Below are 20,667 nucleotides of genomic sequence, written 5' to 3' on the forward strand. Positions count from 1 at the left end.
CCAATGGATAAGATTTTTGCCCAATTAGATGGCCTGCTGGGCCGCTATGAAGAGCTGGAAGAGCTGATGAGTGATCCCGCTGTTATCAACGACACCAAACGTTACATGGCCTTATCAAAAGAAGAAGGCGGCATGCGCGATGTGGTGGCCGCTTATAAGAAGTACAAACAGGTCAAAGCCGATTTAGCCGAAAGCGAAGCCTTGCTACGTGAAAGTAAGGATTCGGACATGCAGGAGCTGGCCAAAGAAGACCTGGCCAGCTTGACTGAAGAACAGGCGACGCTGGAAGACGACATCAAAAAGTTGATGCTGCCTAAAGACCCCAACGATGACAAAAACATCATCATGGAAATCCGCGGTGCGGCTGGCGGGGATGAAGCCAGTTTGTTCGCCGGCGATTTGCTGACGATGTATATGAAGTACGCCGAAAAGCAGGGATGGACCACCGAAATTATCGATGAGAATCCCACCGAAGTCGGCGGCTACAAGGAGGTTTCTGTCCTGATTACGGGGCAAAACGTCTACTCCAAGCTGAAGTACGAAAACGGGGCGCATCGCGTGCAGCGTGTGCCTGTCACCGAATCCGCGGGTCGGGTGCACACCAGTACCGCCACAGTTGGCGTGATGCCGGAATACGATGAAGTGGATCTTGAAATCGACCCTAAAGATATTCGCACTGATGTTTACCGCTCCAGTGGGGCTGGTGGGCAGCATATCAACAAAACCTCATCCGCCGTGCGGATGACCCACTTGCCGACCGGAATTGTGGTGACCATGCAAGACCAACGCTCACAGCAGCAAAACCGCGCCAAGGCGATGCAGATTTTGCGTAGCCGGGTGTACGATTTTTACGAAAGCCAAAACGAAAGCCAGTACGCCGAAAAGCGGAAAACCGCGATTGGTACCGGCGACCGCTCGGAACGTATTCGCACCTATAATTACCCGCAAAACCGCGTGACCGACCATCGCATTGGGTTAACCTTGAATAAATTGGATCGCATCATGAACGGCGAACTGGATGAAATCATCGAAGCCCTGATTGTCCAAGATCAAACCAATAAGATGGAACAAATTGATGGCTGAGACCTATGACCAGCTGCTGCGGCGATCCAGTGCGGCACTGACAGCAGCAGGCATTGAGCCTGATGGCGCCCGCTATGTGCTGGAAATGCGCAGCGACTTTACGCCAAGCCAGCTGCGACTGCATGCCCGCGACGTTGTCCCAGCGCCAGTGGCCAAGCAGTTTGAAGCTGACCTGCCGCGGCTGCTGGCCAATGAGCCGCCGCAGTATATTGTTGGTGTCGCGCCGTTTTATGGTGACTTGTTTCGGGTGACGCCGGCGGTGCTGATTCCGCGGTTTGAAACCGAAGAACTGGTGGCTTGGGCCGCCGCCGAGCAAACCCAGGCCCAAACCGGGCTGGATGTTGGCACCGGCAGCGGCGCCATCGGGTTGACTTTGGCGAAACAGCTACCGCGCACGGCCATGACCCTCAGTGATGTTTCCGCCGCGGCCCTGGCCGTGGCCAAGCACAATGCGGCCAGCCTCAACCGCCAAGTGAGCTTGGTCCAAAGCGATTTATTTGCGGCGCTGCCTGCGCGGTATGACTTTATCATTGCCAATCTGCCTTACATCAGCCGCCGCGAAACCCCGGTGATGGATGCCAGCACCTTGACCTTTGAACCGGCGCTGGCGCTTTTCGCCGCAAATGATGGCTTGGCGCTGTTTGAGCGATTTGTCGCTGAAGTGGCTGATCACCTCAGGCCCCAAGGCAGTGTGTACTTAGAATTTGGCTACCAGCAGCAGCCGGCGTTGGCCGAGTTGTTTGCTCGGGTATTGCCGCAGGCCCAAGTGACGTTCCGCCGCGATTTGGCCGGGAAGCCGCGCATGGTCAAGTTAGTTATTTAATGAAGGAAGCTAATCATGGAAACTAAAGTATTTAGCAAGGAAGAAATCGCTGACGCGGCAGCGTTGATCAAGGCTGGCGAAGTGGTGGCCTTTCCCACCGAAACGGTTTATGGACTGGGGGCTGATGCCACCGATCCGACTGCTGCCGAGAAAGTCTTTCAGGCCAAACACCGGCCAGCGGACAATCCCTTGATTGTCACTGTCGCCAATCCAGCAATGGTGGCCGAGTTCGCCACCATTACGCCGGCGGCCAAGCAGCTGATGACAGCCTTCTGGCCAGGCCCGCTGACCATTATCTTGCCCATTATTCCTGGGAAGCTCTCGATGATTGTCACCGGCGGGTTGCAAACGGCGGCTTTTCGGATGCCAGCCAACGCCTTAACCCGTGAAATGATCACGTTGGCGGGCCGGCCAATTGTTGGGCCTTCAGCGAATTTGTCTGGTAAGCCTAGCGGCACGCGGCCAGCGCATGTGCTGCATGATTTTGACGGCGCCATTGCTGGCGTTTTGGACGATGGCCCCACGCAGGTCGGGGTGGAGTCGACGGTGATTGATATGACCGCCAACCCACCAGCGATTTTGCGGCCCGGTGAAATCACCGCGGCGCAACTCGAGCCCATCATTGGGCCGGTGCAAACCGACCAGCACAAGGTGGGCGCCAATGAAACGCCGAAAGCACCGGGGATGAAGTATAAGCATTATGCCCCCAATGCCCAGGTGGTGATTGTGGATCATCCGGCAGACTGGCCGCTGGCGCTGCAATGGGCGGCTAAGCAACCGGCTCCGTACGGCGTGCTGGCCACCGATGAGCTGCTGACCCAGGTGCCAGCGGCAGTGCCGACTTACTCGCTAGGCGAGGATTTAACTTCCGCCACCCATAATCTGTTTGCGGGGCTGCGCTGGTTTGACCTGCATCCCACCGTTAAATTGATTTTAGCGGAGGCCTTTTCACCCACTGGGTTAGGGGCAGCCTACATGAATCGTCTGAACAAGTCGGCAGGGAATACCCACTTTGACCGCGACACTCAATGATTTGATTGTTATAATAAGAGCTGTGAAACTGACAGCTCTTTTTTTGTTAGTTTCGCGCAAGACTGGATTTTGCGTTTATTTTCTGAAAAAATGCTGAGTTGTGGCAACTCACGGAGGTAGGCACATGGACTTTAAAGCGTATGACCCTGCAGTGTTCACTGCAATCGAGAATGAAGAGAAACGGCAGCAGCACAATATCGAATTGATTGCCTCAGAGAACATCGTCAGTCCGGCGGTGCGGGCCGCACAAGGCAGCGTTTTGACCAACAAATACTCAGAAGGCTACCCGAAGCACCGGTATTACGGTGGTAATCAGTTTATCGATGAAATCGAGCAGATTGCCATTGACCGGGCGAAGGAATTGTTTGGCGCCGAGTTTGCCAATGTGCAGCCGCATTCAGGCTCGCAGGCGAACATGGCCACTTACCGCGCCTTCCTCAAAGATGGGGACAAGGTGTTGGCCATGGATCTGACCGATGGCGGCCACCTGACCCATGGTAGTCCCGTGAGTTTCTCTGGCCAAACGTATCATTTCTATCACTATGGCCTTGATCCGGAAACCGGGTTGCTGGATTATGCCAAGATTTTGGAACAGGCCGAGGCTGTGCATCCGAAGCTAATTGTCGCTGGGGCCAGTGCTTACAGCCGGGCCATCGACTTCAAGCAGTTCCGCGACATCGCTGATCACGTGGGGGCCTTTTTGATGGTCGACATGGCCCACATTGCCGGCTTGGTTGCTGGCGGGGTGCACATGAATCCAGTGCCTTATGCCGATGTGGTTACTACGACGACGCATAAGACGCTGCGCGGCTCGCGTGGCGGCATGATTTTGGCTAAGAAAGAATACGGTAAGGCCATCAATTCCGCCTTGTTCCCAGGTATTCAAGGTGGCCCATTGGATCATGTGATTGCAGCTAAGGCTGTGGCGCTGGGCGAAGCGATGCAGCCGGACTTCAAGAACTATGCGGCTCAAATCGTCAAGAATATGCAGGCGATGTGTGAGGGCTTCGCGGAAGATCCGAAGTTGAAGATGATTTCCGGCGGTTCTGACAACCACATGGTGCTGCTGGATGTCACTGGCTACGGCTTGACTGGCCGCGATGTTCAAGACCTGCTGGATTCGGTCATGATTACCGCCAACAAGAACCAGATTCCTGGCGAGCAAAACGGACCGTTCAAGACTTCCGGTCTGCGCGTAGGGACCGCGGCGATTACGACCCGCGGTTTCAACGAGGAAGATTGCAAGGAAGTCGCACATCTGATTACCGCCGCTTTGACTCACCGCGATGATCAAGAAAAGCTTGATGAGATTCGCCAATCTGCTCTTGCACTGACCGGGCGTCATCCTTTATCATAGGAAAGGTTACGGCATGATGCCGGATAGCAAGTAAACAATGCTGTAATCGCGACTGCCTTCGTAGTCGCGATTTTTGTAAGCTTGCGCCACATTTAAAGGAGGACCTTTCTGCATGGGCAAATTTACGGTTTTGAACCACCCACTGATTCAGCACAAGTTAACCTTGATTCGAGACAAGAATGCTGGGACTAAAGAGTTCCGGGAAATTGCCAACGAAATCGCCGAGTTGATGGTTTATGAAATCACGCGCGACTTACCATTGCGTGATGTTGAAATCGAAACGCCAATGGGCAAGACAGTTCAAAAAGAACTGGCCGGCAAAAAGCTGGTTGTCGTGCCAATTCTGCGCGCAGGCTTAGGCATGGTTGACGGCGTTTTGCGTCTGATTCCAGCGGCAAAGGTCGGCCACGTCGGGATGTATCGCGACGAAAAAACCTTGAAGCCACATGAATACTTCGTCAAAATGCCAGCGGATATCGATCAGCGCGACATGGTGATTGTTGATCCAATGTTGGCCACCGGCGGCTCAGCTAATATGGCCATTGAGGCGCTGAAGAAGCGCGGCGCCACCTCAATTCGGCTCGTGGTCCTCGTGGCCGCTCCAGAAGGCGTCAAAGTGGTTCAACAGGAAAACCCAGATGTCGACATTTATGCGGCAGCCTTAGATGACCATCTGAACGAGAATGGTTACATCGTCCCAGGTCTTGGCGACGCTGGTGACCGGCTGTTCGGCACAAAGTAAGGCTGCGGAGCGGGGCGTATTTAGGATGACGACTAGCCTAGCTCAACGCATTGAAGCCGTACTTTGGCTTCGAGGTGATGAGCGTAGCTAGACGCTCATCCGTTGCCCCGTGGAGCGCAACTTTAAGCTTTGCAGGTCTCCGCACCATCTTCGCCGTTCAAAACGAATACCCAGACAATGTGACTTTAATCACACTGCGCCCAAAGCGTCTTGGCTTGTGCCAAGGCGCTTTGTTCGGCTATGATGCAGGTAGCCTACCGCCGCTGCGCATGAGACCTAGCATCGACTCAGTTTTTGTTCAGATCGTCCCGGACGTTTACAGAAAAACAGCATTTTAAGCGGTTGCCTTGTTTTCAACTTGGCTGACATTTTTCACCAGGTTGGCCAAGTTTAACCATGAAGCCGCTTTCTGTGTGAAAATCGTAATGAAAAGGGTTTGCAAAAAGTGATGAAAATCAACCGGCGTGCTTTGTTTTTTCATGCAAAAGGTGATAGAGTATTGAGTGTGTTTTGAAGGATGAGTATCCGGAAATCCGCAATTTTGACTGCGCTTGCGCATGCGCATGCCCCGCGATTAACGCCCGTACATAGGCGTGCGTGGGCGCTGTCGACTTAAGGAGGTGAATTCTGTGAACGAAAGCTATCCCGTGGTTAGTTTTATGGGTCTGCGGTTTAACTTAGCGAATGATTTGGCGATTTTGATCTCTTGCATTCTGATTTTTGCGTTGGTGTTCTGGCTTGCTCGCAAGCCAACGCTGCGTCCGAATGGTCGGCAGAACGTGCTCGAATATTTGATTGACTTCACCAATGGCATCGTTAAGCAAGCGATGCCAGGGAAGGAAGGCAATCGTTTTGGTCTGTTTGCCTTTGTGTTGTTCCTGTTCGTTTGGGTGAACAACCAACTAGGGCTGTTCCTTCAACTTGATGTTGGGGGTAAAACCTGGTTACGGTCGAGTACTGCCGATCCCATCATCACGTTAAGTTTGGCGATGATGGTGCTGGTGCTTTCACATTTCTTTGGGGTCGTCTTTAACGGCGCCAAAGGTTATCTGCATGAGTACGTGTCACCTGTCGCTTTTCTGCTCCCCATCAACTTGATTGAAAACATCACTAACTTTGTCACCTTAGCATTACGACTTTACGGGAACATTTACGCCGGTGAAGTGTTACTGCTACTGATTCGCCAGCTCGCCTTTTCGGGGCACGGGCTGGTCGGTGGGGTATCCTTCATTGGTGGCTTCGCGATCGAAGTGATTTGGCAAGGGTTCTCAGTCTTCATTGGTACGATTCAAGCGTACATTTTTGTTACCTTATCAACGGTCTACACGTCTGAAAAGGTTATTTCTGATTAATCATTAGGAGGATAAATCATGCAATATCTCGCTGCATCTATCGCCGCAGGCATCGCTGCTTTCGCGGCTTCATATGGTAACGGTAAGGTTATTTCCAAGGCCCTTGAAGGGATGGCTCGTCAGCCAGAAGCAACCGGCAACCTGCGTTCCACCATGTTTATCGGTGTTGGGCTGATCGAAGCCGTGCCGATCATGGCTATCGTTGTTGCGTTCATGCTTGTTTTGAAGTAATTCGCCCAGCGGCAAATTAAGAAAGGGGAATGACTCACATGGCAACTTTTGGTGATACGCTCTTTCTACTCGCCGCTTTCGCTGTTTTATTAGTACTGGTTGGGACTTTTGCTTGGAAGCCAGTGACCAAGATCATGGCCGAACGTCAGGATAAGATCGATAGCGATCTGGATTATGCTGACCAAACGCGCCAAGACGCCCAGAAGATGGCAGCCCAGCGTGAAGCAGAACTGAAGAGTTCCAAGGAAGACGCCGTTAAAATCGTCTCACAGGCGAAGGAAAATGGCGAAGCACAGCGTCAGCAGCTGGTGGCTAATGCGCAGGCAGAAGTCACAAAGTTGAAGGCCAACGCAGACAAGGATATTGCCCAACAGCGGCAAGACGCCTTGAATGCGGCCCAAAAAGACGTTGCTTCCTTATCTTTAGCCATCGCTGAAAAGCTGATTGCTAAGGAACTCGACCCAGCCGCACAGCAAACATTGATTGATCAGTACATCAGTGAGTTAGGTGACGCCAATGGCAGTCACTGATCGCGATGCCGCACCACGCTACGGGAAGGCGTTGTTCGAGGTTGCCCAAGAACAAGACCAACTCCAAGCGGTGCATGAAGAAGTCAATGAGCTGCAGGCAGTACTGAAACAAACCCCTGAACTGCTTTCGGCTTTGACCAGCAAAAATCTCACTGCTGCCGACAAGGACCAATTGCTTAGCATTTTGCTGCAATCACGGTCCGATTTGGTCTCGCAGCTGGTGGGAATTGTGCAAGCCAATGGCCGACTAGGCGGCCTTGCAGCGGTCTTCGATGATTTTGAAGCCCGCTACGATGCTGCCAATGGCATTGTGAAAGCGGTCGTGACGACTGCTGTAGCAATGTCAGATTCGCAGCTTCAGGCGATTAAACAAGCCATTGCCACGAAGTTAAACGCGCAAGCCGTTGAAGTAACGCCAGTCATCGATCAAAGTATCGTTGGCGGCGTGAAAGTGGTGGCTGATGATGTTGTCATTGACGGCACCGTCGCCACGCGGCTGGCGCAGCTTCGGGCAACGCTGCTTAGTAATTAGCGAAACGAGGTGAACCGGATGAGCACCAAGACAGAGGAAATTAGTTCTCTGATCAAGAAGCAACTTGAGAATTACAAAGATGACCTGAACGTTGATGAAGTCGGTACCGTGACCTACGTTGGTGACGGGATCGCCCGCGCGACCGGTCTTAAAAATGCAATGGCGAGCGAATTGCTGCAGTTCAGCAATGGCTCATACGGGATGGCCCAAAACCTCGAAAGTAATGATGTTGGTATCATTATTCTTGGGGCCTTCGATGACATTCGTGAAGGCGACACCGTCAAGCGGACCGGTCGCATCATGGAAGTGCCGGTCGGTGAAAACATGATCGGTCGCGTTGTCAATGCCTTAGGGCAACCCGTTGATGGTAATGGCCCAATTGAAACCACGAGCACGCGGCCAATCGAAGTCAAAGCGCCTGGCGTCATGCAACGTCAGTCGGTCACTGAACCTCTTCAAACCGGGCTCAAAGCGGTTGACGCTTTGGTCCCGATTGGCCGGGGTCAGCGTGAGTTGATCATTGGGGATCGTAAAACCGGGAAAACCTCGATTGCGATTGATACCATCATCAACCAAAAAGACCAAGATATGATCTGTGTGTACGTGGCGATTGGCCAAAAGGAATCAACTGTCCGCACCCAGGTTGAAACTTTGAAAAAGTACGGCGCGATGGATTACACCATCGTCTTGACGGCGGGTCCTTCTGAACCAGCCCCAATGCTGTACATCGCCCCTTACGCTGGCGCAGCCATGGGCGAAGAGTTCATGTATAACGGTAAGCATGTTTTGATCATTTATGATGATCTGTCCAAGCAAGCTACCGCTTATCGTGAATTGTCCTTGCTGCTGCGGCGCGCGCCAGGGCGTGAAGCTTATCCTGGGGATATTTTCTACACCCACTCCCGTTTGTTGGAACGGGCGGCTAAGCTCTCAGACAAGCTGGGCGGCGGTTCCATGACGGCTTTGCCGATCATCGAAACCCAAGCTGGGGATATCTCCGCTTACATCCCGACCAACGTGATTTCCATCACGGATGGTCAGATCTTCCTGCAAAGCGACCTGTTTTATTCTGGGACCCGCCCGGCGATTGACGCCGGGGCCTCAGTTTCTCGGGTCGGTGGGGACGCGCAGATCAAGGCCATGAAGAAAGTGGCTGGCACGCTGCGGTTGGACCTGGCGTCATTCCGGGAACTGGAAGCCTTCACGCAATTCGGGTCTGATTTGGATGCGGCGACGCAGGCCAAGCTGAACCGTGGCCGCCGGACTGTTGAAGTCTTGAAGCAGCCAGTGCACAAGCCACTGGCCGTCGAAAAACAGGTTCTCATTCTTTACGCCTTGACCCATGGGTTCTTGGATGCGATTGCGGTGGATGACATCGAATCCTTCCAGCAAGGCCTGTTCGACTATGCGGAAAGTAATGGCGCCGATTTGCTGAAGACGATTCGTGAGACTGGCCAACTGCCAGACACTGATAAGCTCGATGCACTCATCAAAGGGTTTGCTGATGGGTTCACCGGCAGCGCCGCTAAATAAGGAGGTGCCGCATGGCTGAATCATTGATGGATATCAAGCGCCAGATCAACTCGACCAAGAAAACGGGTCAGATCACGCAGGCCATGCAAATGGTCTCCGGCGCCAAATTGAGCCAGATTGAAAAGCGTTCCGGGCAATACCAACTGTACGCCGATCGGGTGCGTCAAATCGTGACGCACTTGGCCGCCGCTCAGCTGCTTGAGCTGGAGCGCCAGGAAACTGAAGAGTTGACCAATGCTGATGCCAGCAAGCAACACCTTGAAGTGGCATCACTGCTGCAACAACGTCCTGTCAAGAAAACCGGTTATCTGGTCATTACCTCTGATCGCGGCTTGGTGGGCGCCTACAACAGCACGATTTTGAAGGCCATGATGCAAATGATCACCCAAGACCACCAAAACGACGCGGATTACGTCGTGATGGCCGTCGGCGGGGTCGGCGCTGACTTCTTCAAAAATCGCGGCGTCAATCTGGCTTATGAATATCGCGGTGTCTCGGATGTCCCGACCTTTAACGAGGTGCGAGAAATCGTGAAAACCGCGGTGACGATGTTCGATAACGAGGTGTTCGATGAGCTGTATGTGTGCTACAACCACCATGTCAACTCATTGACGTCAGCGTTCCGCGCTGAAAAAATGCTGCCTATCTCTGACCTTGATGCCAGTGAAGTCGCAGACACGCCGATCGAATATATCACGGAACCTGATCCGGACGCAGTGCTGGAAGCGATTTTGCCTCAGTACGCGGAAAGCTTGATTTTTGGCGCCATTATGGATGCCAAAACTGCTGAGCATGCCGCTTCAACCACTGCCATGAAGAGTGCCACAGACAATGCCAACGATTTGATTTCCAAGTTATCGACGACTTACAACCGGGCACGGCAGTCGGCCATTACCACGGAAATCACCGAAATCGTCGGTGGGGCCAATGCACTTGAGTAGTAATCAACAGGGAGGACGATTTCATTGAGTAATGCGACTGGTAAAATCGTGCAAGTGATCGGCCCTGTTGTCGATGTCGAGTTTGCGCTCGACGCAGATCTACCTGAAATTAACAACGCATTAATCGTTAAGCGCGATGAAGGCAAGGATTTGGTCCTTGAAGTCACCGTTGAACTTGGCGATGGCGTGCTGCGGACGATTGCGATGGATTCGACCGATGGCTTACAGCGAGGCATGACCGTCAAAGATACTGGCGGTTCTATCTCGGTGCCTGTCGGTAAGGATACATTGGGTCGTGTGTTCAACGTTTTGGGTGATCCAATCGACGACGGTGAAGAATTTGGCCCAGACCACCGGCGCGACAGCATCCACCGGGATGCGCCAAAGTTCGAGGATCTGAATACCAGTTCAGAAATCCTTGAAACAGGGATCAAAGTAATCGACCTGCTTGAACCTTACTTGCGTGGGGGGAAAGTTGGGTTGTTCGGTGGTGCCGGGGTCGGCAAAACCGTTTTGATCCAGGAATTAATTCACAACATTGCCGAAGAACATGGCGGCATTTCAGTCTTCACCGGGGTCGGCGAACGGACCCGTGAAGGGAACGACCTTTACTTCGAAATGAAGGAAAGCGGCGTGCTGAAGAATACCGCCATGGTGTTTGGTCAGATGAACGAGCCGCCTGGTGCCCGGATGCGGGTGGCCTTGACTGGGCTGACAATTGCGGAATACTTCCGTGATGTCGAAGGTCAAGACGTGCTGCTCTTTATCGACAATATCTTCCGGTTCACTCAGGCCGGGTCTGAAGTTTCTGCGCTGCTGGGCCGGATTCCGTCAGCCGTTGGTTATCAGCCAACGCTGGCCACGGAAATGGGCCAGTTGCAGGAACGGATTACCTCGACCAAGAAAGGGTCAGTCACCTCGATTCAGGCTGTTTACGTGCCTGCCGATGACTACACTGACCCGGCGCCGGCGACGACCTTTGCCCACTTGGACGCGACCACTAACCTGGAACGTAGTCTGACCCAGCAAGGGATCTACCCGGCGGTTGATCCGCTGGAATCTTCTTCCAGTGCCTTAACTCCAGAAATTGTTGGTAAAGAACACTACGAAGTTGCCACTCGCGTGCAGCAAGTGCTCCAGCGGTACCGTGAACTCCAAGACATTATCTCCATCTTAGGGATGGATGAACTGTCTGACGACGAAAAGGTTACCGTTGCCCGCGCCCGGCGGATTCAGTTCTTCTTGTCGCAAAACTTCAACGTGGCGGAACGTTTTACCGGCCAACCCGGTTCTTATGTGCCAGTTGAAGAAACCGTCAAGGGCTTCAAGATGATTCTCGATGGTAAGATGGATGAGTATCCAGAAGATGCTTTCCGGGCCGTTGGGCGGATCGAAGAAGTGGCGGAAAAAGCCAAGAAGATGGGCTTTGCCCCAGCCGATGATGCGGCTAGCGATGACCAACCAACCCAGGCAGCGGCTAATTAACGCCGCAGAAGGGAGGGGTTATCGTGGCAGAACAAAATGTCCTGACTGTTAACATCGTGACACCGGATGGTTTGGTTTATGATCACCATGCCAGCCTCGTGGTGGTGAAAACCACCACTGGCGATATGGGGATCATGGCCAATCATGAACCCGTTGTTGCACCACTTGTAATCGGGGAAGTGCGCGTTCGCCGCGTTGACAGCCCCGGCCATGAAAACATGATTGCCGTGAACGGTGGATTCATGGAGATGTCGAACAATGTTTGCTCGATTGTCGCCGACTCTGCCGAACGGGCTCGCGATATCGATTTGACGCGGGCGGAAGCTGCGCGTAAGCGCGCCGAACGCCGCATCGAAGATGCCAAGAGTCACCGGGATCAAGACGAACTGCAACGGGCCCAAGTGGCCTTGCAGCGCGCCATCAACCGAATCCACGTCCGCAAGAGCGGCCTGGGCGGTTAATCAGACCAATCAATTCAGCATCGCGCTTAGCGGTGCTGTTTTTGTGTTCTGTGGTTGTGGCAGGTGGGCCGCGGGTTGCGGCGGCGGTGGGCTCCGCTTGGCAGGGGTGCTGGCTGTGCGGCCGGTCCGAGCCAAAGCCCGGTCTCGGACCTAAAATTGAAGCCAGCCTCGCTTCGCTCGTTGCTGTCTTCAACTTTGCCGCGATAAGCTCTTGGCAGCCCTGCGCACAAACCGCGCCGGTCTGCCTGTCGCTAATTGTTTCACTGCCAGACCCTCGCCAAGCTCCGCCCACCGACACCGCAACCCGCTTCATAACAAAAGGGTGCCGAAATAGACATACAGCTGACGCGCTTTAAGGCGTTCCGACCTCTTCGCCGGCTACTGTGCGATTGGTCGTTCAGAAATAGTCGCTTCGGAAAGTTTAGCTGGAGTTTCGTTGAAGGGCACATTCTTTGGATTTAACACCTGCGATAGCGTTGATTAGTTCTCATAACTATGTGGCCGGGTTGCTTTTTTACTGTTATCCAGTGCGTTTCGGTGGTGGGGACGGAGCTTGGGGCGTGCGGCCAGCAGTGAAACGATGAGGACTAGTCAGACTGCGTATTTGGCAGGCTGACCAGTCCTCATCGCGGCAGTTTAGAAGACGCAAGAGAGCGTAGCGACTGCGGCTTCTAAACTAGGTCGGAGACCGATCTTTGGCTCCGGCCGGCCGCACAGCAGGCCGCGCGGCCCCAAGCGGAGTCACCACCGCCGAAACTAACGGCTGTATAAAGCCAGCGTGGTTAGAAAACTATTAATTTCAGTAAACACAGTCGCACTTGTTTGAAAAAATCGGTATAATTTAGACTGCATACGGAAACGGAGGCCACTATGGCGACTGATTTGGGCATTACCGGCGCGTTGACGCTGGTGTCACATTTTGTATTTATCATGATCACCTTTCGGCTGCTTTTTGCGCTGCGGTTTGATAAATTGCTCAAAGCCGGTCACGAGCGAGAAAGTCAGCTACTGATGATCTTTTTGGCCATCGCCATTGGCTACAACGTCAGCGAATTTTTCCTATCGCTGATTACCGCGGCTGGTAGCTTGCAGTACCTGATTCGCTAGTCCGCCTTAGGGCCGGTTCGGCGGCGCGCCGCCTGTGGTATAATCATCAATTAGGACTGAAATGAGGAGAGAAATTCATGGCAAAAGATATTGGGATCGATCTGGGAACGGCGAACGTTCTGATCAATGTGAAGGGCAAAGGCATTGTGCTGAATGAGCCTTCCGTGGTCGCCATCGATACGCACACTGGCAAGGTTTTGGCCGTGGGGACAGAAGCCTACAAAATGGTCGGCCGCACGCCAGGTAACATCAAGTCCATTCGGCCGCTGAAAGACGGTGTGATTGCGGACTTTGATATCACCGAAGCGATGCTGGAGTATTTCATCAACAAGTTGAACGTCAAGGGCTTCATGTCCAAGCCGAACATTTTGATCTGTGCCCCAACCAACATCACCTCGATTGAGCAAAAGGCCATTATTCAGGCGGCCGAAAAGTCTGGCGGCGGTAAGGTTTATCTGGAATTCGAGCCCAAAGTCGCCGCAGTCGGCGCCGGACTTGATATCTTCCAGCCACAGGGCAACATGGTCATTGATATTGGTGGCGGGACCTCAGACGTGGCGGTGCTGTCGATGGGCGAAATCGTCACCAGCCGCAGCTTGCGACTGGCTGGCGATAAGATGGACGCCGCGATTGCGGCCTACGTCAAGAATAAGCACAAGCTGCTGATTGGTGAACACACCGCTGAACAGCTGAAAATTCAAATCGGGGCGGTTTACGAAGCTGACCCGGAAAAGAAGATGGAAGTCCGCGGCCGCGATATCGCCACCGGCTTGCCGCGTGAGGTTGAAGTCACCTCAGTTGAAGTCCAAGAAGCCTTGCACGACACGATGATCCAAATCGTGGCCGCCGCCAAGGAAGTGCTGGAGAAGACCCCGCCTGAGTTGTCCGCCGACATCATTGATCGCGGCGTCATGCTGACTGGTGGTGGGGCGCTGCTGAATGGCATCAACCATCTCTTTGCCAACGAGCTGCGAGTACCGGTCCTGCTGGCTGACGATCCGCTGGACGCGGTGGCCCTTGGCACCGGCGTGTTGCTGGATAACATTGCGCATCACAAACAATATTGATGAGGAGGTCGATCATGCGTTCAGCTTATGCTAAAAGCGTTTTGCGAAAACTATTGATCGGCTTTTTGCTCATCGTGCTGGCACTGGTGATTGGCGCGATGGTGGGCTATGCCATCAATGGTGGCAGTCCGTTCAAGGTGTTTGCCCCCAGCACTTGGCAGCATATTTTTGACTTTCTGAAGTAGAGGTGAAGGTAGTGCGCAAGCTGGCGATGGCGCTAGTGAAATTTTATCAGCGCTTCATTTCTCCTTTGCTACCGGCGAGCTGTCGGTATTATCCGACCTGCTCAACGTACATGATTCAGGCCCTAGCCAAACATGGCGTGATTAAAGGGCTGATTATGGGCATCGCCCGGATTATTCGCTGCAATCCTTTTATCCGCGGCGGCTTAGATCCGGTGCCGGATTTCTTCACCGTGCGGCGCAATCCGGATCCGCAGAAGAATCTAGCGGAAAGTGCGCAGTTTGATTTTCACCGTTAAAACAAAGGAGTTTTCATGGCAAAAGAGCAAAAAATCACCGTTCAGCAAGAAGAAGTGACCCGCAACGGCCACACGGTTTCAGTGCTGACGGTGGGTAAAGTCGAAATTGGCTACATTGAACCCGAAGCAGATGGCAAGCATTTTCAAGGCTTCGTGGCGGGTAGCATGCAAGGCAACCGGTTCAAAAATTTGGCCGACGCCGAGAATTATCTATTGAGTGAATACCACCTGCATCGCGCCTAGCGAGCAGGACCACGTCAGCGGGTTGAGCCAGTAGACTCAGCCCGTTTTCTGCCGGTTTCGGCTGAGACGTGATCAGGGAAAGGAGTGACGGCATGGCAAAGGCAGTTTCAACGCGCCGCAAAAGTGAAGACCGCATCGACTACGGGATTATCTTGTCGGTGATGCTGCTGGCGTTGATTGGGATGGCAGCGATTTACATGGCCGTTTCGCATGATACGTCATCAACCAGCACCACCCGGGCTCTCGTTATGCAGGCTTTGTGGTACGTGATTGGCGGCATTGGTATTTTTTTCGTGATGCAATTCGATGCCGAACAGCTGTGGCGCGTGGCGCCGATTTTATACGGGCTCGGGATCTTTCTGCTGATGTTGGTGCTGGTGGCCTACGACCGCTCAGTGTTTGTCCATACTGGCGCCAAGAGCTGGTTAGGGTTTGGCTCGTTCACCTTCCAACCTTCTGAAGTGATGAAGCCGGCTTATATTTTGATGCTGGGCCGGGTGGTGACCAATCACAATACCAAGTATCAGCACAACACGGCCAATGATTGGCGGCTGATTGGCGAAATGTTGCTTTGGACGCTGCCAGTGCTGGTGCTGTTAAAGCTGCAAAACGACTTCGGGACGATGCTGGTGTTCTTAGCCATTTTTGCCGGGGTGGTGCTGGTATCCGGGATCACCTGGAAAATCATCGCCCCAATTGGCATCGGCGCCGGGGCCATCGGGTCAACGGCCATCGTCTTAGTGGTCCAACCTTGGGGCCGGCGGATATTGGAACACCTGGGCTTTGCGGCGTATCAGTTCAAGCGCATCGACTCCTGGCTTGATCCTAGTGGGGCGACGAGCACCAGTTCTTATCAGTTATGGCAATCCATGAAGGCGATTGGCTCAGGACAAATGTACGGGCGCGGCTTCAACAATTTGAAAGTCACGGTGCCGGTGCGGGAATCCGATATGGCGTTTTCCACGATTGGCGAAGCGTTTGGGTTTATCGGCTGTGCGGCGGTGATTCTGCTGTACTTCCTGCTGATCTACCAAATGATTCGGGTTACTTTCGATACCCAAAACGAATTTTATGCTTACATTTCCACTGGGGTCATCATGATGTTTGTGTTCCATATTTTTGAAAACATCGGGATGAACATCGGACTACTGCCATTGACTGGGATTCCGCTGCCTTTCATCTCGCAAGGGGGCTCGTTCTTACTCGCGGATATGTTGTCCGTGGGTATGATCCTCTCCATGCGCTATCACCATCAGAGTTACATGTTTAGCCAAGAGGGAGAGGAATTCGATCGTTAAGCAAGGAGAATTGGTCATGACAGAAAATTTTTGGCAAGAAAAGCATCAGGACACGATCACGTTGGGCTTAACCGCGGACGCTCAGCAGACGATGGGCAAAATTAAATTTGTGGAGTTACCAAAAGTCGGTACCCAGCTTACCGCCGGTCACGCCTTCATGAATGTGGAGGCGGAGAAAACCGTGCTGGATCTGGACGCACCAGTGAGTGGCACCGTGGTTACGGTCAATGAAGCGGCCATTGATGATCCGAGCTTGCTGGATGAAACGGCGCACAGTGCTAACTGGGTTGTGACGCTGAAGGTTTAAACCCAAGACGGCTGCCGATCAGATTGAAAAGTTGATTCAGCGCACTTGGCTGACCAAAAATTCGCAGGAATGAAAATATTTCTCAGATATTTTTAATTTTAAGGTTGACACTGCCGTGCGAACTCAGTAAACTCTAGTTATTCTAAAGAGCAAACGAACGATGTGAGAGAGAAGCCACGCTAGACTGTACAGAAAACCTGCAACTGCTGAGAGCAGGGTAGCGCGCGAGGCCGAGAATGGATCACGGATCGGTGTCCCGAACCAGTGCACTGGCAAGGCGGCAATGGGTGGCAACCATTATCTTGCACGCGGGTGATAGCCCGTTAGTGAGGCTAGTCTTTTTGACTAGTGAATTAGAATGGTACCGCGGTCAGTCCGCTTCTAACAAGTTGTTAGGAGCGGACTTTTTGTTTCGCTCAAAAAATTGGAGGAATAGAAAATGAAATTGTTCAAGAAACTGGCCTTAACGGCGGCCTTGGCCTTGCCAGTGCTCGCTTTAGCTGCATGTGGTAGCAACAAGTCAACGACCCAAACCCCAAAGACGGTCAAAGTCGGGATCATGAGTACCGACTTTGAAATTTGGAAGGATATCCAAAAGCGTCTGGCCAAAGAAGACGTCAAAATCAAACTGGTTCAATTCACCGAATACAATACGCCGAACCAAGCCTTGCAAGATGGCGATATTCAGTTGAATTCCTTCCAGCACAACGACTTTTTGAACACTTGGAACAAGAAGCACAACGAAAAGCTGACCGCGATTGGTAACACCTACATCGGTCCAATGCGTGCCTTCTCCAACAAGATCAAGTCGCTGAAAGACCTGAAGAAGGGCGACACCGTGTCTGTGCCAAATGATGTCTCCAATGAGGGCCGGGCCCTGGACCTGCTGGCGGCTAATGGTATTATCAAGGTCAAGGATGTCGCCACGCCAACAATTCACGACATCACCGAAAACAAGTTGGACCTGAAGATTACGGAACTGGACTCCGCGCAAACCGCGCGTAGCTTGAATGATGTGGATGCGGCCATCGTCAACAACGATATCGCCGTTGCTGCAAACCTCAAGCCTGCCGATGCGATTTCGGTGGAAAAGCTCAGTGCTAAGTCCAAGCCTTGGATCAACATTATCGCTGCTAAGTCCGCCGCTGATAAGAAGAACAAGACTTACCAGAAGATTGTTAAAGCGTATGAAACTGATCGTACTGCTAAGCTGCTGAAGAAGTACTACAAAGGCGCCGTTATTCCAGCTTGGTAACCAGTTGCAACGCGTTCGTCGAGAAATGAGGTAAAGTATGGCAGAGCCGTTAATCACATTGAAGCAAGTGGATGTCGAATTCAAAGAAAAGACGCGCAGCGTGCACGCCGTCGATCATGTCGATCTGACGGTTGAACGCGGCGATATCTACGGGATTGTCGGGTACTCAGGCGCTGGCAAGTCAACGTTGGTCCGCACCATTAATTTGTTGCAGCGGCCAACCAGTGGCACGGTGTCGGTGCTGGGGCAAGATATGCTGAAGCTGGATGCCGCCAAGCTACGCCAGGAGCGGCGCCGTATCGGCATGATTTTCCAGCATTTCAACCTGATGAATTCGCGCACCATTGCCGACAACGTGGCCTTTCCGCTGAAAGGCACAAAGGTCACCGAAACGACGGCTGATGGTAAGAAGATTTGGCGGAAAATCAAGAAAAGCGAAATCAACCAGAAAGTCAGCGACCTGCTAGAATTGGTCGGGCTGGCAGACCGAGCGACCGCTTATCCGAATGAACTGTCTGGGGGCCAAAAGCAGCGCGTTGGGATTGCCCGCGCGTTAGCCTCAGATCCAGAAATTCTGATTTCAGACGAAGCCACCTCTGCGCTGGATCCGAAAACGACTTCCTCAATTCTCGATTTGCTGGCACATTTGAACCAAAAGTTGGGGTTGACCATTGTGCTCATCACCCACGAAATGGAAGCGGTCAAGCAGATCTGTAACAAGGTTGCCGTGATGGATGAAGGCCGCATCATTGAACGCGGCACGCTTTTGCAGATTTTTGCTCAGCCGCATGAACAGCTAACCAAGGACTTCATCGACACCACCATTCAAATCGAAAGTGCCATTGCGGCGGTGCGCAAGCAACCGGCAGTGCGCGACTTGCAGGCGCCAGATCAACTGGTGCGTCTGACTTATGTCGGCGCCTCAACTGATCAGCCGCTGGTGGCGACCTTGTTTAAGACCTACAACGTGACCGCGAACATCTTGTTTGGGGACATCCAAATCCTGCAAGGTACCCCTTTTGGTAATCTGCTGGTGGTGCTGAGTGGGACGCAGGCGGACCTTGACCGGGCCTTCGATTATTTGCAGCAAAGTGACGTCACCGTTCAGCATCTGAGCGCCGATCAGGAAGGAGAGCAAGCATGAACATTATCGAAAAACTCTTCCCGAACGTGATTCCGATTTGGACCGGTGATGGTGGGGTGACCCAATCCATTGGCCAAACGCTGTACATGACCTTCTTCACCGCGCTGATTGCTGGTGTCCTCGGTATTCTGATTGGTATTTTCTTGGTGCTGACCGATGATCATGGCTTACTGGCGAACCGCCCGGTGTACTGGATTTTGGACAAAATCGTCAACATCTTCCGGGCCATTCCCTTCATTATTTTGCTGGCGGTGCTAAATCCCTTTACCCGCCTGATTGTGGGCACCGGCATCGGCCCGACCGCTGCTTTAGTGCCACTGGTGCTGGGCACCACCCCATTCTTTGCGCGGCAGGTCCAAAACGCCTTGCTGACGATTGACCCTGGCGTGATTGAAGCAGCCGAAGCGATGGGCTTATCGCCAGCTGCCATTGTCTTTCGCGTCTACCTGCGCGAAGGCCTGAGCGAACTGATTCGGGTCGGCGTCTTGACCATCATCAGTGTCATTGGTCTCACCGCCATGGCCGGCGCGGTTGGTGGCGGCGGCTTAGGTAACTTGGCCATTGCGGTAGGTTACCAACGCTTCCAAAACGACGTCACCTGGGTGGCCATGATCTTCATCTTGATCCTGGTGTTCCTGATTCAGTTTATCGGCGATCTGTTCGCGAAACGCCTGCATCACTAAGACAGGCTGCGGAGGGTGGCCGCTCTTAGCCGGATGGGTAGCCTAGCGATGAGTATTGAAGCTGCTTTTTGGCTTCGATGCTCATCGCGTAGCTACCCACTCCGGCGTTGGTCACCCGGAGCGCAACTAACAGGCTACGCAGGAAGGTTGCACTTTGCCAACCTGGTAGTCTAACACTGCCCTTAAAATCGATAGCTTGCATGGAGAGGATGTGACTTGCTCACATCCTCTTTTGCATGCGTCTTTACCGGGGTGGTATTCTTCGTTAGAATGGAACGACAAGCAAGGAGGTGGCGACATGCGAAAGCACCGGGGATGGATTGTGCTGGTTTGTTGCGCCTTCTTGTACTTCAGTTTACCGGCCGCGGTGCATACGCGGGTGGCAGATGCGGTTGGGGCGGCAGTGAGTTGGGTCAAGCGCCAGGTCGCCCCGAGTACGGCGCCAGCTGAGTCATCAACCTCGTCGGCCAGCACGGCGAGCTCTGCGGCCACCCCGAAAGAAGCCATTGTGCCGACTGGCGAGCTGGCTGCGCGCTACACTTATTCGTTTGCGCCACATACCGACCGCACCGTCCAGCAGCTTTTTACCACCGCCATCAACATCTATAACCAAACCGGTATCGTACAGCTGACGCCGGGGAGGGCAGGCCAGTTTACCAACCACCTGACGCTGAGCAGTTATCAAAAGGTGCAAACGAATGGCCAAGCGGTCATTCTGGGCTTAGGCGGACCGCAAATCACACGGTGGACCGGAGCTAAACAAGCGACGGTGAATCATGCTACTGCCCGCTTAAACTTGGCGTATCAAGACCGCCTCAACCTGGCCACGGCGGTGCATGAGCTGGGCCACGCGCTAGGCCTAGCGCATAGCACCGCGCCAGATTCTGTCATGTTTCCTACCGATCGCAATGTCACCAAGCTGAGTCCGGCAGATTTGGCTGGGATGCGGGCCATCTACGGCCGGTGAGCCGCGCCTTTTT

25 protein-coding genes are annotated in these 20,667 nt (G+C 53.2%); 24 read left to right on the forward strand and 1 reads right to left on the reverse strand.

Going from position 1 to position 20,667, the window contains the following annotated elements:
• The first annotated feature begins 3 nt into the window (after positions 1-3).
• From prfA to upp, 5 genes are all read left to right on the forward strand, one after another.
• Positions 4-1,083, forward strand: coding sequence for a peptide chain release factor 1 (gene prfA / locus AAA927_RS01710; protein ID WP_338215100.1), 1,080 nt, complete (start codon positions 4-6; stop codon positions 1,081-1,083).
• Positions 1,076-1,906, forward strand: a complete 831-nt coding sequence (gene prmC, locus AAA927_RS01715) for a peptide chain release factor N(5)-glutamine methyltransferase (RefSeq protein ID WP_338215101.1) — start codon at positions 1,076-1,078, stop codon at positions 1,904-1,906. The genes prfA and prmC overlap by 8 nt, the downstream gene beginning before the upstream one ends.
• Positions 1,907-1,921: 15 nt before the next feature.
• Positions 1,922-2,938 (forward strand): L-threonylcarbamoyladenylate synthase, encoded by a 1,017-nt coding sequence (locus AAA927_RS01720; RefSeq protein WP_338215103.1) that lies wholly within the window; start codon positions 1,922-1,924, stop codon positions 2,936-2,938.
• 124 nt (positions 2,939-3,062) lie between these two features.
• Entirely contained in the window at positions 3,063-4,295 is a 1,233-nt protein-coding gene (gene glyA, locus AAA927_RS01725; RefSeq protein ID WP_338215104.1) for a serine hydroxymethyltransferase, read from the forward strand.
• A 112-nt stretch (positions 4,296-4,407) separates the two neighbouring features.
• Positions 4,408-5,037, forward strand: coding sequence for a uracil phosphoribosyltransferase (upp, locus tag AAA927_RS01730; RefSeq protein ID WP_125581431.1), 630 nt, complete (start codon positions 4,408-4,410; stop codon positions 5,035-5,037).
• A gap of 334 nt (positions 5,038-5,371) precedes the next feature.
• Here the strand turns inward: upp and AAA927_RS01735 are convergent, their stop codons facing one another.
• A complete protein-coding gene (locus AAA927_RS01735; RefSeq protein ID WP_338215107.1) occupies positions 5,372-5,596 on the reverse strand; it encodes a hypothetical protein in 225 nt (74 codons plus the stop codon).
• 70 nt (positions 5,597-5,666) lie between these two features.
• On the opposite strand from AAA927_RS01735, the gene atpB reads away from it, so the two are divergent.
• The 19 genes from atpB to AAA927_RS01830 all read left to right on the forward strand — a co-directional run bounded on the left by atpB (position 5,667) and on the right by AAA927_RS01830 (position 20,654).
• Complete coding sequence (gene atpB / locus AAA927_RS01740) at positions 5,667-6,389, forward strand: F0F1 ATP synthase subunit A (RefSeq protein WP_338215108.1); 723 nt, start codon at positions 5,667-5,669, stop codon at positions 6,387-6,389.
• 18 nt (positions 6,390-6,407) lie between these two features.
• On the forward strand, positions 6,408-6,620 hold the full coding sequence (gene atpE / locus AAA927_RS01745) for a F0F1 ATP synthase subunit C (RefSeq protein ID WP_125581425.1): 213 nt from the start codon (positions 6,408-6,410) through the stop codon (positions 6,618-6,620).
• A 38-nt stretch (positions 6,621-6,658) separates the two neighbouring features.
• Entirely contained in the window at positions 6,659-7,150 is a 492-nt protein-coding gene (gene atpF, locus AAA927_RS01750) for a F0F1 ATP synthase subunit B (protein WP_125581423.1), read from the forward strand.
• The gene (atpH, locus tag AAA927_RS01755; RefSeq protein WP_338215109.1) at positions 7,137-7,682 is read left to right on the forward strand and encodes an ATP synthase F1 subunit delta; all 546 of its coding nucleotides are present in this window, start codon (positions 7,137-7,139) and stop codon (positions 7,680-7,682) included. Before atpF ends, atpH begins: the two co-directional genes overlap by 14 nt.
• An 18-nt stretch (positions 7,683-7,700) precedes the next feature.
• The gene (gene atpA, locus AAA927_RS01760; protein WP_338215111.1) at positions 7,701-9,215 is read left to right on the forward strand and encodes a F0F1 ATP synthase subunit alpha; all 1,515 of its coding nucleotides are present in this window, start codon (positions 7,701-7,703) and stop codon (positions 9,213-9,215) included.
• A gap of 11 nt (positions 9,216-9,226) precedes the next feature.
• Positions 9,227-10,156, forward strand: coding sequence for a F0F1 ATP synthase subunit gamma (locus tag AAA927_RS01765; protein ID WP_125581417.1), 930 nt, complete (start codon positions 9,227-9,229; stop codon positions 10,154-10,156).
• Between the two features lie 24 nt (positions 10,157-10,180).
• A complete protein-coding gene (gene atpD / locus AAA927_RS01770; RefSeq protein WP_204119278.1) occupies positions 10,181-11,641 on the forward strand; it encodes a F0F1 ATP synthase subunit beta in 1,461 nt (486 codons plus the stop codon).
• A 20-nt stretch (positions 11,642-11,661) separates the two neighbouring features.
• The gene (locus tag AAA927_RS01775; protein WP_373301047.1) at positions 11,662-12,102 is read left to right on the forward strand and encodes a F0F1 ATP synthase subunit epsilon; all 441 of its coding nucleotides are present in this window, start codon (positions 11,662-11,664) and stop codon (positions 12,100-12,102) included.
• An 870-nt stretch (positions 12,103-12,972) separates the two neighbouring features.
• Positions 12,973-13,209 (forward strand): DUF1146 family protein, encoded by a 237-nt coding sequence (locus AAA927_RS01780; RefSeq protein ID WP_125581411.1) that lies wholly within the window; start codon positions 12,973-12,975, stop codon positions 13,207-13,209.
• Between the two features lie 77 nt (positions 13,210-13,286).
• Positions 13,287-14,276, forward strand: coding sequence for a rod shape-determining protein (locus AAA927_RS01785; RefSeq protein ID WP_125581409.1), 990 nt, complete (start codon positions 13,287-13,289; stop codon positions 14,274-14,276).
• A gap of 14 nt (positions 14,277-14,290) precedes the next feature.
• Positions 14,291-14,461, forward strand: coding sequence for a DNA-directed RNA polymerase subunit beta (locus AAA927_RS01790; RefSeq protein ID WP_204119279.1), 171 nt, complete (start codon positions 14,291-14,293; stop codon positions 14,459-14,461).
• A 26-nt stretch (positions 14,462-14,487) separates the two neighbouring features.
• A complete protein-coding gene (gene yidD, locus AAA927_RS01795) occupies positions 14,488-14,757 on the forward strand; it encodes a membrane protein insertion efficiency factor YidD (protein ID WP_435891506.1) in 270 nt (89 codons plus the stop codon).
• 15 nt (positions 14,758-14,772) lie between these two features.
• Entirely contained in the window at positions 14,773-15,000 is a 228-nt protein-coding gene (locus AAA927_RS01800) for a DUF2969 family protein (protein ID WP_338215119.1), read from the forward strand.
• A gap of 92 nt (positions 15,001-15,092) precedes the next feature.
• Positions 15,093-16,298 carry an FtsW/RodA/SpoVE family cell cycle protein gene (locus tag AAA927_RS01805; RefSeq protein ID WP_338215121.1) on the forward strand — a complete coding sequence of 402 codons (1,206 nt, stop codon included), beginning with the start codon at positions 15,093-15,095 and terminating at the stop codon, positions 16,296-16,298.
• A gap of 16 nt (positions 16,299-16,314) precedes the next feature.
• The gene (locus AAA927_RS01810) at positions 16,315-16,605 is read left to right on the forward strand and encodes a glycine cleavage system H family protein (protein WP_338215123.1); all 291 of its coding nucleotides are present in this window, start codon (positions 16,315-16,317) and stop codon (positions 16,603-16,605) included.
• A gap of 439 nt (positions 16,606-17,044) precedes the next feature.
• The gene (locus AAA927_RS01815; RefSeq protein ID WP_338215125.1) at positions 17,045-17,860 is read left to right on the forward strand and encodes a MetQ/NlpA family ABC transporter substrate-binding protein; all 816 of its coding nucleotides are present in this window, start codon (positions 17,045-17,047) and stop codon (positions 17,858-17,860) included.
• A gap of 37 nt (positions 17,861-17,897) precedes the next feature.
• Entirely contained in the window at positions 17,898-19,004 is a 1,107-nt protein-coding gene (locus AAA927_RS01820) for a methionine ABC transporter ATP-binding protein (protein ID WP_338215127.1), read from the forward strand.
• The gene (locus AAA927_RS01825) at positions 19,001-19,687 is read left to right on the forward strand and encodes a methionine ABC transporter permease (RefSeq protein ID WP_125581395.1); all 687 of its coding nucleotides are present in this window, start codon (positions 19,001-19,003) and stop codon (positions 19,685-19,687) included. Before AAA927_RS01820 ends, AAA927_RS01825 begins: the two co-directional genes overlap by 4 nt.
• A 298-nt stretch (positions 19,688-19,985) precedes the next feature.
• Positions 19,986-20,654 carry a matrixin family metalloprotease gene (locus AAA927_RS01830; protein WP_338215129.1) on the forward strand — a complete coding sequence of 223 codons (669 nt, stop codon included), beginning with the start codon at positions 19,986-19,988 and terminating at the stop codon, positions 20,652-20,654.
• Positions 20,655-20,667: the final 13 nt, after the last annotated feature.

Origin of the sequence: Lacticaseibacillus salsurivasis, assembly GCF_036246225.1 — a bacterium.
Taxonomy (GTDB): Bacteria; Bacillota; Bacilli; order Lactobacillales; family Lactobacillaceae; genus Lacticaseibacillus; species Lacticaseibacillus salsurivasis.

Excerpts from the sequence above, each read along its gene's own strand:
- AAA927_RS01785 (WP_125581409.1), top strand. The coding sequence starts at position 13,287 with ATGGCAAAAGATATTGGGATCGATCTGGGAACGGCGAACGTTCTGATC.
- AAA927_RS01780 (WP_125581411.1), top strand. The coding sequence starts at position 12,973 with ATGGCGACTGATTTGGGCATTACCGGCGCGTTGACGCTGGTGTCACAT.
- prfA (WP_338215100.1), top strand. The coding sequence starts at position 4 with ATGGATAAGATTTTTGCCCAATTAGATGGCCTGCTGGGCCGCTATGAA.
- AAA927_RS01720 (WP_338215103.1), top strand. The coding sequence starts at position 1,922 with ATGGAAACTAAAGTATTTAGCAAGGAAGAAATCGCTGACGCGGCAGCG.
- AAA927_RS01815 (WP_338215125.1), top strand. The coding sequence starts at position 17,045 with ATGAAATTGTTCAAGAAACTGGCCTTAACGGCGGCCTTGGCCTTGCCA.
- atpF (WP_125581423.1), top strand. The coding sequence starts at position 6,659 with ATGGCAACTTTTGGTGATACGCTCTTTCTACTCGCCGCTTTCGCTGTT.
- AAA927_RS01825 (WP_125581395.1), top strand. The coding sequence starts at position 19,001 with ATGAACATTATCGAAAAACTCTTCCCGAACGTGATTCCGATTTGGACC.
- atpE (WP_125581425.1), top strand. The coding sequence starts at position 6,408 with ATGCAATATCTCGCTGCATCTATCGCCGCAGGCATCGCTGCTTTCGCG.
- AAA927_RS01800 (WP_338215119.1), top strand. The coding sequence starts at position 14,773 with ATGGCAAAAGAGCAAAAAATCACCGTTCAGCAAGAAGAAGTGACCCGC.
- AAA927_RS01790 (WP_204119279.1), top strand. The coding sequence starts at position 14,291 with ATGCGTTCAGCTTATGCTAAAAGCGTTTTGCGAAAACTATTGATCGGC.
- atpA (WP_338215111.1), top strand. The coding sequence starts at position 7,701 with ATGAGCACCAAGACAGAGGAAATTAGTTCTCTGATCAAGAAGCAACTT.
- AAA927_RS01765 (WP_125581417.1), top strand. The coding sequence starts at position 9,227 with ATGGCTGAATCATTGATGGATATCAAGCGCCAGATCAACTCGACCAAG.
- AAA927_RS01830 (WP_338215129.1), top strand. The coding sequence starts at position 19,986 with ATGCGAAAGCACCGGGGATGGATTGTGCTGGTTTGTTGCGCCTTCTTG.
- yidD (WP_435891506.1), top strand. The coding sequence starts at position 14,488 with ATGGCGCTAGTGAAATTTTATCAGCGCTTCATTTCTCCTTTGCTACCG.
- upp (WP_125581431.1), top strand. The coding sequence starts at position 4,408 with ATGGGCAAATTTACGGTTTTGAACCACCCACTGATTCAGCACAAGTTA.
- atpH (WP_338215109.1), top strand. The coding sequence starts at position 7,137 with ATGGCAGTCACTGATCGCGATGCCGCACCACGCTACGGGAAGGCGTTG.
- AAA927_RS01735 (WP_338215107.1), bottom strand. The coding sequence starts at position 5,596 with ATGCGCAAGCGCAGTCAAAATTGCGGATTTCCGGATACTCATCCTTCA.
- AAA927_RS01820 (WP_338215127.1), top strand. The coding sequence starts at position 17,898 with ATGGCAGAGCCGTTAATCACATTGAAGCAAGTGGATGTCGAATTCAAA.
- prmC (WP_338215101.1), top strand. The coding sequence starts at position 1,076 with ATGGCTGAGACCTATGACCAGCTGCTGCGGCGATCCAGTGCGGCACTG.
- AAA927_RS01805 (WP_338215121.1), top strand. The coding sequence starts at position 15,093 with ATGGCAAAGGCAGTTTCAACGCGCCGCAAAAGTGAAGACCGCATCGAC.
- glyA (WP_338215104.1), top strand. The coding sequence starts at position 3,063 with ATGGACTTTAAAGCGTATGACCCTGCAGTGTTCACTGCAATCGAGAAT.
- AAA927_RS01810 (WP_338215123.1), top strand. The coding sequence starts at position 16,315 with ATGACAGAAAATTTTTGGCAAGAAAAGCATCAGGACACGATCACGTTG.